This is a genomic window from Actinacidiphila polyblastidii, from assembly GCF_036353415.1.
GTDB lineage: Bacteria > Actinomycetota > Actinomycetes > Streptomycetales > Streptomycetaceae > Actinacidiphila > Actinacidiphila polyblastidii.
This window is the reverse complement of the sequence record NZ_JAZEWV010000035.1, coordinates 13,518-28,520: the sequence shown is the minus strand read 5'-3', so window position 1 is coordinate 28,520 and position 15,003 is coordinate 13,518. Positions and strand designations below refer to the sequence as shown.

The following is a 15,003-nucleotide window of genomic DNA, read 5'->3' as shown; positions in this document are numbered from 1 at the left end:
TGCATCGTCGAACTGGGCGCAGCCGTGGGCTACTTCCAGGTCACGGCCAGCGGCAGACACACTACGCCGTTGAGGAAGTTGGAGACGAGGTGCTTCGGATCACCGTCGAGGGACACGGAGCGCACGTTCTTTCGCCAGAGGTCGAAGAATATCCTCATGCCGAGTGCGGCGACGTGCTGACCGATACACCGGTGCACACCGAGCCCGAATGCCAGGTGCCGGTTCGGGGAGCGGTCGGGGATGAACCGGAACGGGTCCGCGAACACCTCCTCGTCGCGGTTGGCCGACGCGATCCAGGCGGAGACCAGGTCTCCCGCCCGTACCCGCGTGCCGGCGAGCACGGTGTCCACGGTGGCGCGGCGCAGCACGTGGTTGACCGGGCTCGCCCAGCGCAGCGCCTCGTCGACGAAGCTCTGGTCGGTCTGCTCCTGGCGGCTGAACCACGACCACAGGTCGTCGTCGCCGGCCAGCAGGATCAGCGTCTGGTTGATCGTCTGCGGCACGGTGGGGTTGGCGCCCATCAGGAACGCGTACGCGTTCAGCAGCGGCACGTCCCGGTCCGTGTCCCCCACCGCCCGGGCCGTGGCCGGGCAGCGGCCGGTCACGGAGTCGGCGGGCGGCGAGTCCTCCAGGACGCCCCCGAGGACGGACATGATGGTGGTGTGCGCCTCGAAGAGCTCGAAGCGGCGCTGGTAGTCGGACTGTTCGGTGTCCGCACCGCCCATCGCGCGCACCGTGGCCCGGCCAGTGACGGACCACTCCTGCTGCGGAATGCCCATCAGCTGTCCGGTGATCGTCATCGGCAGGGTGACCATGGCGTCGCAGAAGTCGAAGGACTCACGGCCGCGGATCGTCTCGAACAGCTCCGACATCCGCTCCGTGATGCCCTGTTGGAGGCGCTGTGCCGCCGGCACCGTCATCAGCGGGGTGAAGACGCGTTTGATGTCGGAGTGCAGCGGCGGGTCGGTGAGGTGGAGCGCCGCTCCCGCCGCCACGTCCCCCTCCCCGCGCACCGTGAGCATGGTGCTGTACGCCGAGGAGAACGTCCTGTGGTCGCTCAGGACGTCGCGGACGTCCGCGTAGCGCAGGGCCGCGAGGAAGTCCTGGCCGTCGGGGGCCGTCTGGAACTGGAGCCCGTCGGCCTTGCGCAGGCCCTGCCACACCGCGTGCATGTTCCGTTGCGCGTACTGCGACTCGTCGTAGATGTCGGACGACGTCAGGTCCGATATCTCAGGTCCCGTGAGGGAAACTCGCATGGAAAGACCGCCTTCGCAGGGGATTCACGACACTCGAACACCACTCGTACGATCCGGTGGGCCATGGATCGCCTTCGGCCGCGCGGCCGAAGAGACCGCAGTCCGGGTTATCCGATCGCCACTGTGCCCTCACGGTCGAGCCAGCCGATGTTCTGCGCGCATTTCATGTAGAAGCGCGAGGCGACGGACCATTCCGTGATGCCCTGGGCGCCGAGCACCTGCATCGCGGCACGGATGACGCGCACCAGGGCGTCCTGTTCCACGAGTTCGAACCGCCGGACGACTCCGTCGTCCATGTCCGCCAGGTTCTCCGCGATCTCGTGGAGCCGCACGCCCAGCGCGCTCAGCTCCGCGTAGCCGCGGATCAGCGGGAACATCAGGGCGTCGAAGGCGACGAGGTTCTGACCAAACTGCTCCCGCGTGGAGGCGTGCTCCCAGGCGCTGTGGAACAGCCCGATGCCGAGTCCCAGCACGTACGCCGCGTGCCGCAGCCTGCACGCGGGGGCGTCGCAGTCGTGGTGGAGGGCCTCCTCGTCATCCGCCTCGGCTCCCCCGCCCTGGAGCGCGCACGACCGGTAGGCGTTCTCGTACCCGAGGTACCCCGTGCTGAGGCTGATCGCACAGCCGACGGGGAGTCCGAGGCCGAGGCCGCCCTCGTCCTCGGGCCGCTCGATCCGGTCGAAGCCTAGGTCGGCCAGGGTCCGCGCCAGCGCCCCGCGCCGGGCCGGCGAGTGGGCGAACAGCGGCTCCACCTTGACGCCCGCGCCCACCGGTCCGAGGACGTCCAGGACGGTGTCGACCAGGTCGCCGCCGAAGTGGTGCAGGATGCCGAGGCAGCGCCGGGAGTGCTCCTCCTTGAGGTCCGCCGAGATGGTGGAGAGCATCATCTCCGAGGTGCCGGCGGACAGGGTGAGCCCCGGCGACTCGGTCAGCCCGGAGAAGAGCTCCTCGCCGACCAGGTCGTCGACGCCGGGCGCGGTGCCGAGCGTGCTCCACCGGCGGAGCACCTCGTGCCCGACCTGCTGGCACGTCTCACTCGTGTAGAGCTTGGCGACGGCCGTGTCGATCGCCTTCACGTCGGCCTGCAGGAAGACCTCGGTGGCCGTGCGGGCCAGGGTCGTGGCGCACTCGACCTGTCCTTCGAGGCGTTCCAGGCCGGGCACCCGGCCGGTCGTCCCCCGCAGCGCCCCGAGCCAGCGGGCCGCCCTGACGACGTGGTCGATGCCGGTGCGTTCGATGGCCAGGGCCCCGTCCAGCAGGGCCCATCCGCGGCCTTCGTCGCCCACCCGGCGCCAGCTCTCGACCTCGACGTCCTGCAGCCGTACCCGGCACATCCGTTCGCGCTGGAGCGTCTCGACCAGCTCGACGCTCACCCCGTCGGCCGCCAGGTCGATGACGAAGAGCGTGATGCCGTCGTACTTGTTCCCGCCCTGTCCGGTGCGCGCGGACACCAGCGCGGAACCGGAGATATCGCTGTAGATGCTGAACACCTTGACGCCGTTGAGCACATAGCGGTCGCCGCGTCGCTCCGCCTTGGTGCGCAGCGCGGCGAGGTCGCTGCCGGCGCGCGGTTCGCTGTAGAGGACGGTGGCGAACTCCTCGCCGCGGCTGATCCGCGGCAGCAGTTCCCGCTTCAGCCGGTCGGAGCCGGACTTCAGGACGAAGTTGCCGACGATCTGCACGGTGAGGGCGTAGACGAGGTCGGGCAGGCCGGTCGAGCAGAAGCCCTCGAACAGCTCGATGGCCAGCCGTGTCGGCAGTCCCGAGCCGCCGGCCTCGCGCGGCCAGTCGGGGGTGAGCAGTCCGCGCCGGCCGAGCTCCCGGTACGCCTCGGCGATGGCGTCCGGGTCCATCCGCCGGGCGCGGATCACGAGTTCGCGCCAGTGGGGTGTGTCCACCAGCTTCGCCAACGACGCGTGTAGATCTGCCGCGTCGCTCTCGCCGACCTGCTCGCCCGCGGCCCCCGGGCCACCGGTCGCGGCGGGGCGGTCGTCCCGGATGATCTGCTCGATCGCGGCGACCGTGCCCGCGTCCGCGAGCAGCGTGTAGTGGTCGCCGGGCAGGTCGTGGTCGTGCACGCCGCCCGTGGTCGCGGTGCGCCAGTCGGAGGTGTTCGACTCCGCGGCGCGCACCGAGACCACGTCGAGCGCGCCCGGTGTGGGCCGCCACTCGCACAGGATCCGCCGGTTGTGCGCGAAGATCTCCAGCCGTTCGCCGAAGGTTTTGAGGTCCATGTCCAGGGCCGCGGCGGCCTCCTCGTGGGTGTCCGCCACGACCTGGACGTCCCGGCCGCCGACGCTCAGCGCGTCCTGCAGGAAACCCTGCAGCGCCTCGGCGGGTGTCCACACAGGGACCTCCCCGCGTGCCCATGTCGAGTCCAGCAGCACGACCTTGGGCCGCTCCCCGCGCTCGCCGAGCAGGCAGGCGATCTCCCACGCGAGGGCGCCGCCGAAGGACCAGCCGCAGATCACGTCGATCGTGGGGTGGTCCGTGCCGAAGCCGCCGACGTAGCGCCGGGCGAGCTCCTGGATCGACCCGGCGGCGCCGCCGTCGAAGAACGTCCGCTGGGACGCCTCCAGTCCGAGGCACCTGAGGTCGGTAAGCCGGGCGACCAGCGGTTGGTAGGCCAGCAGACTGCCGCCCACCGGGTGGGCGAACAGCACGGTCCGGTCGGAGGTCGCCGAGCGACCCAGTTCGATGAGACTTGATGTGTCCGCCGTCGCCGATCTCCTTCGGAGGTAGGCGTTCAGGCGGTCCCCGTCACCTTGCATCACGCGTCCCCTGCCGTTGCGGTCGATGTCCCGGTGGTCATTCGGCGAGGAGTCGGGCGACGTCCTCTTCGGTCATCTGCTCGATGACCTGCTGGAGCTCCTCGGGAGACAGACCGGCCAGCCGGGTGCGCTCGACCTCCAGGGCCAGGCTCTGCACGCTGGAGTCGGCGAAGAAGGCGGCCAGCGAGATGTCCGTCGCGAAGATCTTCTTGATCTTGGACACCAGCTGGGCGGCCTGGAGGCTCGTCCCGCCGAGGTCGAAGAAGCTGACGTTCTTCGCGAAGTCGGTGCGGCCCAGGATCGCGCCGAAGGCCTGCGTCATCATCTTGCTCTCGACGTCGGTGAGCCGGTCCTCGGTCTCCGGCTCGACGGCGGCGCCGGCCGCCGGCAGGGCGCGCTCGTCGATCTTGCCGCTGGCGTTGATCGGGAGCTCGTCCAGCAGCACGAACCTGCTCGGGACCATCGTGGAGACGAGGTGCTTGCGGCAGTGGTCACGAAGGGCCGCCTCGGAGAGGTCGCGCGCTCCGCCGGTCGCGCAGTACGCGACCACCCTCTTGGTGTCCTGCTCCTGCTGGACCTGCACGAACACGTTGCGCACCCCGCGGGCGGCGCGGATGGCGCTCTCGATCTCGCCGATCTCGATCCGCACACCGTTGATCTTGACCTGCCGGTCGGCCCTGCCGACGTACACCAGGCGGCCGTCGCCGTTGTGCCGTGCCAGGTCACCGGTGAGGTAGAGGCGCACCGAGGGGTCGCCGCCGACCGGGTCCTGGATGAACCGCCGCCGGTTGTCCTCGTCCCGGTTCCAGTACCCGGACGCCAGTCCGACGCCGCCGATGGCCAGCTGGCCGATGACGCCCTGGGGTACGGGGACGTTCTGCGCGTCCAGCACGTACGCGAGGTGGTTGTCCATCGGGGCGCCCATCGGCAGGGCGGAGGGCGCGAGCGGCTCCTCCAGCTCCTCGACGATGCTGGTGACGGTGCACTCGGTGACGCCGTACCCGTTGAAGATCCGGCGGCCCTTGCCCCAGCTGCGCACCAGCTCGTGCGAGAAGGCCTCACCGCCGACGAACACGATGCGCAGGTCGTGCAGCGGAGCCGGTTCGAGCAGCTTCATGACCGACGGCGGCAGGTCGGTGACGGTGACCCGGTGCTCCTCCAGGAAGCGCTGGACGGCGGTCATGTCGAGCCGTGTCGCGGACGGCACGAAGTGGAGCGACGCGCCTGTCAGCAGCGCACCGAACATCTCGAAGACCGACACGTCGAACCCGCACGACGCGTAGCCGAGGAAACGATCCTGCTCGGTGAGGTCGAAGAGCGTCCGGACGTTGCGGATGAAGCCCAGGATGTTGTCGTGGCTGATCAGCACGCCCTTGGGCGTCCCCGAGCTGCCCGAGGTGTGCATCAGGTACGCCACGTCGTCCTTGCCGGGGGCCGGCTGGGCGGGCTGCGCCGGGTCCGCGAGGTCCGCCGGCAGCCGGAACTCCAGCGCGGGCGCGATTCCGGCGGTCGTCTCGTCGCAGACCACGCGTTCGAGTGCGGCGTTGCCGATGATCGACTCGATGCGGCTCTGCGGGTTCATCCGGTCGATCGGGACGTACACGGCACCCGACGCCATCAGCGCCAGGACCGTCGCGGCGAAGTCGGGGGACGGTTCGAGCGCCACGCCCACCCGGTCGCCGGGGCCGATCCCGAGGGCCGCGAAGTGGGCGCGGATGGCCTCGGTACGGCGCCTCAGCTCAGCGTAGGTCAGCTCCTGGCCGGGGGTGCTCACCGCCAGGCGCTGCGGGTGCTCGTCGGCGACCGCGCAGAAATGCGAGAAGGCGTTACCGGTGGGCGTCGGCGTCTCCGGGCCTTTGCCGAGAAGCACCTGGGCCCTGCGGGATTCCTCGTCATGGGCCCACGACTGCCTGATACTGACGTCCGGCAGGGAAATCGCCCTGCGCAGGATTCCGACGAACACCTGCTGCATGTTCCGGATCGTCGCCGCGTCGAAGACGTCGGTGTTGTAGCCGGTGTGGACCTCCAGGTCCGCACCGTTTTTCGTGACCGTCCACGACTGGAAGAACTTCGCGTGCGTCGTCTCGGGCTCGAGTTCGACCGATGTGATTCCGTCGAGCCGGAGCGGTTCCGCCCATTCGTTCATCGTCAGCGTGTACTGGAACAGCGTGGAACGCGCGGATTCGCGCTTGACGCCGGCCCCTGCGATGATCTCCTCGAGCGGAAGGTGTCCGTGGGCCTGGCCGTCACGGAATCGGCGCTGCACATCCGCGAGGCATTCCCGGAAGGTCGCATCGGGGTCTATTCGGCAGCGTAACGGCAGCATGTTGATGAAGAAGCCGATCGTTCTCTCGCATTCGACTTCGCCGCGGTTGGCCGTCGGCATTCCGAAGATGACGTCCTCGGAGCCGGAGTACCGGTTGAAGAGACAGGCCATCGCGGTGGCGTAGACGGTGATCGGCGTGGTCGACAGGGACGAGGCAAGATCGTTCACCTGCGCCGCCAGGCCCTGCCAGGAGCTCATCTCCGCGGAACCCGTGTACGTCGCCTCGGGCGGGAGGGGGCGGTCGCCGGGGATGTCCATGACATCGACGTCGCGGAGCGCCTCGGCCCAGTAGTCGACGCTCTCCTGCCAGCCCCCGGCGCTCATGCGCTTGCGCTGCCACAGGCTGAAGTCGGCGAACTGCACGGTCGGGGGCTCGACCTCGGGTAAGGCGCCGGCCCGCCGCGCGTTGTACTCCCGCTCCAGCTCCTCGAAGAAGATCGACGTCGAGACGCCGTCGAAAATGATGTGGTGGACGAGGAAGCCGAAGTAGTGGAGGCCGCTGTCGCCGACCGTCACCAGAGCGGCACGCCACAGCGGGAACTCCGTCAGTTCGAGCGCCGTCCCGGAGAGCCGGTCCATGACCCGGCGGGCTTCGCTCTCGGTTTCCACGGCCGTCCGCTCGATGACGACCTCTGCGGTGTCGACGATGCCCTGGAAGTACTCGTCGTTCTCCACGAGTACGTAGGACCGCAGCGCCTCGTGGCGCATGACGATACTCGTGAGGGATTCATTGAGAGCCGCGACGTCGACGTCGCCTTCGAGCCGGAACAGGAAAGCGACGTTGTAGGTCGGCATTCCGGGCCGCAACCGGTCGACGAACCACAGGGTGTTCTGAGAATGCGAGAGCGGAATGTTGTTCCGGTCCTGCCGGGGACGGGGTCCTTCAGTGATCTTGGCACGTGCGCGTGCAAGCATACTCGCAAGCGACTGCTTCTTATCCACTGCGGTTCCGTCGTGCACTGAAGTCACACAAAGCTCCCTTGACGTCAAGTGGCGTTCAAAAGCAGCAGTTCTGCGGGTTTTTCAGCAGTGCAAGTACGGGATCGTACAACTTCTCGCACGTTCCGACCCCCGGGATACCCTGCACCAAGGAATCGAAGAGGTCAAGGTCGCACCGGCCCAAGATTTACCCGACGGCACTCATGCCCCTTCCACGGACGCCGGGAAGGCCGGCCGCGACGGTCGGCGGCGTTAAGGGATTGCGCGCTCACTTTCATGATCGAGAGCCGGATGCGATCATTCCGCTTTCATCGCGCGATCATCACGTCCCTCCTGGTGGGGCGACGATCGATCGGCGTGACGGGCGGAGTGTGATCGTCCGCTTTCGTGGCGTGAGCGGTGCGGCGAGGCCGGCTCGCGCGCTCGCCGGCGGCCGCCCGCTCCGGCACCCCGCCGGGCTCGCGAAGAACCCGATTTCATCCCTCGTGCACACGGCCTTCGTAAAGTATCGGTGAAACGAGTGGTGCGACTGGGGTGAGTGAATACTGACGGGCTGAAACGGGTTATTGAGAATGGGATGTTCGAAAGTGACGCCCGCTCTGGCGTGTGATCACGTGATCCGCCGGCGGGCGGCCTCGACCGGCCGGAGCCCCCACCGGGCAGGCGCCGACCGGGTGCCGACCGAGCGGCGACCGGGCCCCGGCGCCGTCAGGACTCCGGCTGCGCGCCCGGGGCGGGCTGCGAGAGCTTCTCCAGCTGGGAGAGCCACAGCTCGTTCAGACGCTCGGCCCACGCGCGCGACAGGGTGTCGAGGGAGCTGGGGCCGTCGGCGCGCACCGCGTTCTCCACCACGATCTCCGTGCCGTCCTCGGTGGGTGTGAGCAGCCATGCCTGGTAGAGCATGACGCCCGCGCCGATGCCCAGCCAGCCGATCCGGCGGGGGGGCACGTGCTCCCCCACGAAGACCTCGAAGCGGTGGCCCGCCCAGAACACCTCGAAGGTCCGGGTCAGGGTGACGGCGCTGACCTCCTCACACTCCGGCACCCAGTTCGGCCAGTTCGACACGTCGGTGAGGAGCGTGAAGGCCCGCTCCGGCGGACCGTGCACGAGGCCCTGCGCCCGATGGAAGCTGTGGGCGTCCGCGGGCGAGAACCCCGACGGCCAGTGGATGTCGGGATGGCTGTCCGAGGTGTCGTACATCCGAGTTCTCTTTCGTGCTGCTGATCGGCTTCCGGGCGGACCGGCGACGGGTCGGCGGCCGACAGCCTCGGGGCGTGCCCGCCCCACTGTGCCGTCGGTGGCGTACCCGGGCATACGTCATTTGACTGAGCTGTCGGAGACATCCTCACACGAGGTCACGCTCTTCCAGGGCGGCCAGCGCGTCCCGCAGGGCTGCCCGGGAGTTGATGCCGAGTTTCGGATAGACCTGGTACAGGTGCGTTCCGATGGTCCGGTGGGAGAGGAACAGCCGCTCGGCGATCTGCTTGTTGGTCAGCCCGGTCGCCGCGAGCGTCGCGATCTCCCGCTCCTGGGCGGTCAGCGCTCCCCCGCCCTGCCGCTCGGCGGCGGCCGCCGGGTGGCCGCTCGCCCTCAGCTCCGCCGCGGCGCGTGCCGCCCACGGCGCCGCGCCCAGCTCCTCGAACGCCTTCGCCGCGAGCACCAGCTGCTCGCGGGCCTCCTTCGTGGCGCGCCGGCGGCGCAGACGTTCGCCGTAGCAGAGCCGTATCCGCGCGGTGTTGAAGGGCCAGTCGGAGGGATCGACGTGCGCCAGCGCCCGCTCGAAGAGGTCCAGCGCCTCGGCGTCCGGAGTCGTCAGGGCCGCACAGGCCAGCACGATCATGTCGAGGTGGGGGGAGAGCCCGACCATGGAGGACTCGCGCAGAGCTGCCGCGAGCGCGGCGGCCTCGGCCGGCCGGCCCGCTCTGACGGCCGCCTCCACCAGGTCGAGCGCGCACATCGTGACATGCGGCTGGTACGGGGCGAGGGGGTCCGCCGAGGTGATCGCCGCCGTGTGCCGGTAGGCGGCCTCGAAGTCGCCGCGGCCCAGCGCGGCCACCGCCCTGGTGTGCAGCGCGAGGGCCCGGACTCCGTGGGCGCCGCGGGGGACGGCCCAGCGGTCGATCTCCTCGGACAGGGCGTCGCTCGCCTCCGCGTCGCCGCGTGCCCCGGCCACCAGCGCCTGGACGAACTGGAACTTGCAGACGAAGAAGCGGTAGCCGTACTCCTTGCACAGGCCGAGCCCCTCACCGGCCAGTCGCAGCGCCTCGTCCCAGCGGCCGGCCGCCTGGAAGTCCAGGCACAGGTGGATCAGGGCGGCCAGATGCCGGCGGACCGGCGCGGTGCCCGCCCGGCCCTGCGCGACCAGCCGCAGGGACGCCTCGCGTACCTCCGCCAGCCGGTCCAGGTAGACACAGCCGATGCCGATGCGGACGACCCGGGTCGGGTCCTCTCCGATGTCGGCGAGCAGCGGGCGCAGGAGTTCCAGCGCCTGGTGCCCGGTGCGGGCCGGGTCGCCGAAGGTCTGGGCGCACACGCGCAGCAGGTCGGGGGCCGCCGGGGTGAGCCGGTCCAGGGCCCGGAACAGCGGCTGCCACTTGTCGGGATCGCCGCTGTACCAGCACAGGGTGATCAGCGTGAAGAGGGCCTCGATCAGGGCGTCGTCCGCCGCGTCGTAGCCGTGTCCGCCCGCTTCGATCGCCCCCACCAGCAGCCGGTGGGCGGTGCTGATGTCGCCCTCCTGGTTGATGTGGAGCAGGGCGGACACCGCCGCGCCGTGCAGCGAATGCGGCACGGCGGGGTCGACGCGGCGGGCGCCGCGCAGCAGGCGCGTCGCCTCCGCCACGTCGCCGCCGGCGTCGGCGCCGATGTAGGCGGCCTCCACCAGCCGCCGGCTCTCGTCGGCCGGCGACGGGCTGAGTCCGGCGGCGCGGGTGAGGGCCGCCACCGCGCCCACCGCGTCACCGCGCCCGAGCCGCAGGTGGGCGACCTGTTCCAGGTGCCCGGCGACCGTCTCGTCCGGGCCGGTGGCCGCTTCGCCGAGATGGCACGCGCGGCGCTCGGGCTGATCGGTGAGCACGGCGGCGAGCGCCCGGTGCGCCCTGCGGCGGTCGGCGGGCGTCGCCTGGGCGACCACGGCGGAACCGATCAGGGGATGCCGGAAGGCCAGCCGGCGTGAGGCGGCCGAGATGGCCACCATCCGATCGCGCTCCGCGGCTTCCAGCAGGTCGACGGCGACACCGATGCCCGCCGCGGCTTCGATCACCGAGAGGTCCCCGGTGCCTTCCAGCGCCGCGATCAGCAGCAGTTCGCGGCACGGCTCGGGCAGGTCGGCCACCCGTGCGGCGAACAGCGTCCGCAGCCGCTCCCCCAGCGGCAGCACCGAGGGCACGGCCTCCGGCGCGGTGCGCCGCTCGCGGTCCAGTGCGGCGGGCAGCTCCGCCAGCGCGAGCGGGTTGCCGTGGGCCTCCGCCGCGATACGGCGCCGTACGGCGAGGGGCATCCCGGGATGCTCCTGCGCGAGCAGCTCGGCCGAGGACTGCTCGTCGAGCGGGTCCAGCCGGTGCTCGGTGAGACCGCTCGACTCGAAGAAGCTGTCGGAGGTGGTGCGCGAGGCGCCGAGGAAGCCGATGCGGCTGCCGACGAGCCGCCTGGCCACGAAGCCCAGGACCGAGGCGGTGGCCCGGTCCAGCCACGGCAGGTCGTCGACGACGACCAGGAGGGGGATGTCCTGGGCGATCCGGCGCAGCAGCATCAGGGCCGCGGTGGAGGTCAGCAGACGGCTGGGCGGCGGGCCGCCGCCGATGCCGACCGCGGCCCGCAGCGCGTCGCGGTGGCCGGGGTCCAGCAGGTCGAAGGAGTCGAAGAGCGGGACGAGCAGCTGGTTGAGGCCGGCGTAGCTGACGTCCGCCTCGAACTCCACGCCGTTCGCCCGCAGCACGCGGGCACCCCGCGACCCGGCCTCGGCCGCGAAGGCGTCGAGCAGGGCGCTCTTGCCGATGCCGGCCTCCCCCGACAGCAGCAGGGCCGCTCCGTGGATCGAGGAGCCGGTGAGGTGGGACCGTACGAACGCCAGGTCCCTGTCCCGCCCGATCAGCCGTGCTGACGTGGGGCGGAACGGATGGTCCAGGTCGTTCATGGGGCTGGTGTCTCCAAGGCTGCGCTGACGAGGGTCTCCACGGTCCCGGCGCTGGACGACAACCGTCGTGCCCACGCTCGGCTCCTTAACGCATGGAATCATCGGGGCGCAAGCGATGTCCATATTCGCGCCGCGCATCTCGGGATACGGATGACGTGACCGACGGGAATCCCCCACCGTCACCGGGCGCCCGCGCCGACCGTCACATGACTGATGCGCCGGGTTTCTCCGCGGACGAGAGTGTGAGCTGCCGGTCCTGGGGGCCGGTCATCGCACACGTATGACGGAGGATCTCGACATGATCAACAGGCGCACCTTCGGCAAGGCGGCCGGCATCACCACGGGAGCGGCCGCGTTCTCGCTGTCCGGTCTGCGGACCGGTGCCTCGGCGGCGACCGCCGGAGCGGGCTCGCACGCCCCGGCCGGCACACCTGCTCCCACCGTGCCCACCATCGCCCCCGGCACCCACACCGGGTTCGCCACGCTCAAGCAGGTCAAGGCGGGCGTCCTCGACATCGGCTACGCGGAGCTGGGGCCGGCGCACGGCCCGGTCGTCCTGTGCCTGCACGGCTGGCCCTACGACATCCACAGCTTCGTGGACGTCGCACCGCTCCTGGCCGACCAGGGCTACCGCGTCATCGTGCCCTACCTGCGCGGCCACGGCAGCACGACCTTCCTGTCCCGGCACACCCCCCGCAACGCCGAGCAGTCCGCCATCGCGCTGGACATCATCGCCCTGATGGACGCCCTGAAGATCCCCCAGGCCGTCTTCGCCGGCTTCGACTGGGGCTCGCGCACCGCCGACATCATCGCGGCGCTGTGGCCCGAGCGCGTCAAGGCCCTGGTGTCCACCAGCGGTTACGTCATCACCAACCTCGCGTCGCAGCTGGCGCCCGCCGCGCCCGCGGTGGAGCACAACTGGTGGTACCAGTGGTACTTCGCCAGCGAGCGAGGCAAGAAGGCCATGGAGAACGAGACCGAGCGCATCGCGCTGTGCCGCTACGTGTGGACCCTCGTCTCCCCGAACTGGAACTTCGACGACGCCACCTACGGGCGCACCGCCGAGGCGTTCAAGAACCCCGACTACGCGGCGATCGTCCTCTACAACTACCGCTGGCGCATCGGCCTCATCGACGGCGAGCGCCACTACGAGCGCTACGAGAAGCAGCTCGCGGCGGTCCCCACGATCGGGGTCCCCACCATCACCCTCGACCCGGCCCTCGACCCCTTCACCCCGGCCGGCGACGGCGCGTCCTACCGCGACCACTTCACCGGTCCTTACCAGCACCGCACGATCGCGAACATCGGCCACAACCTGCCGCAGGAGGCGCCGACCGTCTTCGCGCAGGCCGTCGTCGACGCCGACCACCTCTGAGCGTCGCACCCACCACCGGCGTCCCCGACCCGGCGGCTCGCACGCCGGGTCGGGCCCGTAACCCCTCCCGTAGGAGCCCCTGATGAGCGAAGTCCAGTGGAACCGTCTGACCGCCGCCGAGCTGCGCGCGCTCGCCGCCGGGGACGCGGTGGTGCTGCTGCCGGTGGGGGCCACCGAGCAGCACGGCCCCCATCTGCCCACCGGCGTGGACGACTTCCTGGCCGCGGAGGTCTGCCGGCGGGCGGCGCGGCTGGCCGGCGGGCACACCGGGGTGGTGGTGACACCCTCGGTCCCGACCGGCCTCTCCGAGCACCACATGGCCTTCGGCGGGACGCTCACGCTCAGCCTGGCCACGCTGCACGCCCTGCTGCGGGACATCTGCCGCTCCGTGATCCGGGCCGGCTTCTCGCGCATCCTGATCGTCAACGGCCACGGCGGGAACATGACCGCCCTGAACGCCCTGACGACCGAGCTGACCGTCGAGCTGGCGACGCCGATCGCGTTCGCCAGCTACTTCGGCGCGGGACGCGAGGTGGTGCGGGCGACCCTCCAGACCCAGGACGGCCTCATGCACGCCTGTGAGGGAGAGACGTCCATGATGATGGCCGCCCACCCCGACCTGGTCAGGGCCGAGCACCTGGCCGAGGCGCACGGACCGCGGATCACGCTTCCCGCGGAGTCCACGGAACCGGTGTACATGGCCGTGCCCTTCGAGCGGATCACCGAGTCCGGTGTCGCGGGCGACGGGCGGGTGGCGAGCCCGGAGAAGGGCGAGACGATGCTCGCCGGCTGCGCGCAGGCGCTGGCCGACATCATCGTGCGCGATCCGTGGGCGAAGCCGGCGCTCCCGCCCTCGCCCGGTTCCGTCGGCTGACCGGACGGTCACGGGCACCGTGCGGCCCCTCACCTGTGCGGCCGGGACGGGCGAGGACGCCCTCCCGGCCGCATCGGCGTTCCCGTGCGCGCGGCGCCGTCCGCACCGCACACCCCAAGAGTCGTCACCGTCTTGACAGGTGACGAATCGCATGGCAGATTCATCACCATCCAGAACGGTGACGCACGGCGCGACACCGTCCGGTCCATTGTCGAAATGTCTGAAGGGGTTGTCGTGATGAGTATCAAGGGTGGACGCAAGCGGCTCGCGATCGGTCTGGGCTCGACGCTGACGGCGGGTCTGGCGCTCGGCGCGTTCGCCCTCAGCGGCACTGCCAGCGGCGCGACCAAGCCGGCGGATGCCGCGGACTCCGCGAAGGCCGCCGGTCACGCGAAGCCGACCGTCGTCCTGGAGCACGGGGCCTTCGCGGACGGCTCCAGCTGGAACGGCGTCATCGACGACCTGCGCGCCGACGGATACCCGGTCGTCGCCGCCGCGAACCCGCTGCGCGGTCCGGCCTCCGACGCCGCTGCCCTGCGCACGGTCCTCGACCACATCAAGGGCCCGAAGATCCTGGTCGGCCACTCCTACGGCGGCAACGTCATCAGCGAGGCCGCCGCCGGCGACCATGACGTCAAGGCCCTGGTCTACGTGGCCGCCTTCCTGCCCGCACCCGGCGAGAGCGCCCTGGAGCTGACCAACAAGTACCCGGGCTCCACCCTGCCGGACGCCCTCGACCCGGTCACCTACCAGCAGGCCGACGGCTCCACCGCCACCGACCTCTACATCCGGCAGGACAGGTTCCACCACCAGTTCGCCGCCGACGTCCCCGCGGGGCAGGCGGCCCTGATGGCCGCGGAGCAGCGCCCCATCGCGCAGTCCGCGCTGGAAGAGAAGGCCACCACCGCCGCCTGGAAGACCATCCCGAGCTGGGACATCATCACCACCCAGGACCTCAACATCCCGCCGGCCGTCCAGCGCTTCATGGCCGAGCGCGCCCACGCCCACACCACTCAGGTCGCCGCTTCCCACTCGGTCGCCGTCTCCCACCCCCACCTGGTCGCCGACGTGATCGAGCGGGCCGCCCGCGCCGTAGTCCGCTGACCCGCCGGGGAGGCCCGCCCCTCTCGGCACCCTCCCCGCACGCCACGTCCTCCCCGGCCGCACACCTCACGGGTGTGCGGCCGCGGCGCACTCGGGCCGGCCACCGACCGCCACAGGGGCGATTTTCGGACATCCTTTAGACTCCGATGACCGCATGGGCCGAAGGGAACCCGGTGCCGGAGCCGGTGCAGTCGGCCCGGCGCGCGGCATCGGGCACCCGCAC

General features: G+C 70.7%; 8 protein-coding genes. 3 read left to right on the top strand and 5 right to left on the bottom strand.

What is annotated here, in order from left to right; all coding sequences use genetic code 11:
• Positions 1 to 29: 29 nt before the first annotated feature.
• The 5 genes from V2S66_RS28230 to V2S66_RS28210 all read right to left on the bottom strand — a co-directional run bounded on the left by V2S66_RS28230 (position 30) and on the right by V2S66_RS28210 (position 11,427).
• Positions 30 to 1,256 (bottom strand): cytochrome P450, encoded by a 1,227-nt coding sequence (locus tag V2S66_RS28230; protein ID WP_330799549.1) that lies wholly within the window; start codon positions 1,254 to 1,256, stop codon positions 30 to 32.
• Positions 1,257 to 1,363: 107 nt separating this feature from the next.
• Positions 1,364 to 3,919 carry an acyl-CoA dehydrogenase family protein gene (locus V2S66_RS28225; protein WP_330799548.1) on the bottom strand — a complete coding sequence of 852 codons (2,556 nt, stop codon included), beginning with the start codon at positions 3,917 to 3,919 and terminating at the stop codon, positions 1,364 to 1,366.
• Between the two features lie 145 nt (positions 3,920 to 4,064).
• On the bottom strand, positions 4,065 to 7,268 hold the full coding sequence (locus tag V2S66_RS28220) for a non-ribosomal peptide synthetase (protein ID WP_330799547.1): 3,204 nt from the start codon (positions 7,266 to 7,268) through the stop codon (positions 4,065 to 4,067).
• A 732-nt stretch (positions 7,269 to 8,000) separates the two neighbouring features.
• A complete protein-coding gene (locus tag V2S66_RS28215; protein ID WP_330799546.1) occupies positions 8,001 to 8,492 on the bottom strand; it encodes an SRPBCC family protein in 492 nt (163 codons plus the stop codon).
• Positions 8,493 to 8,637: 145 nt separating this feature from the next.
• The gene (locus tag V2S66_RS28210; RefSeq protein ID WP_330799545.1) at positions 8,638 to 11,427 is read right to left on the bottom strand and encodes a helix-turn-helix transcriptional regulator; all 2,790 of its coding nucleotides are present in this window, start codon (positions 11,425 to 11,427) and stop codon (positions 8,638 to 8,640) included.
• 298 nt (positions 11,428 to 11,725) lie between these two features.
• Here V2S66_RS28210 and V2S66_RS28205 point away from each other — a divergent pair, with 298 nt between their 5' ends.
• The 3 genes from V2S66_RS28205 to V2S66_RS28195 all read left to right on the top strand — a co-directional run bounded on the left by V2S66_RS28205 (position 11,726) and on the right by V2S66_RS28195 (position 14,780).
• On the top strand, positions 11,726 to 12,802 hold the full coding sequence (locus V2S66_RS28205) for an alpha/beta fold hydrolase (protein ID WP_330799544.1): 1,077 nt from the start codon (positions 11,726 to 11,728) through the stop codon (positions 12,800 to 12,802).
• A gap of 82 nt (positions 12,803 to 12,884) precedes the next feature.
• A complete protein-coding gene (locus tag V2S66_RS28200; RefSeq protein WP_330799543.1) occupies positions 12,885 to 13,676 on the top strand; it encodes a creatininase family protein in 792 nt (263 codons plus the stop codon).
• Between the two features lie 237 nt (positions 13,677 to 13,913).
• Positions 13,914 to 14,780, top strand: a complete 867-nt coding sequence (locus V2S66_RS28195) for an alpha/beta fold hydrolase (protein WP_330799542.1) — start codon at positions 13,914 to 13,916, stop codon at positions 14,778 to 14,780.
• Positions 14,781 to 15,003: the final 223 nt, after the last annotated feature.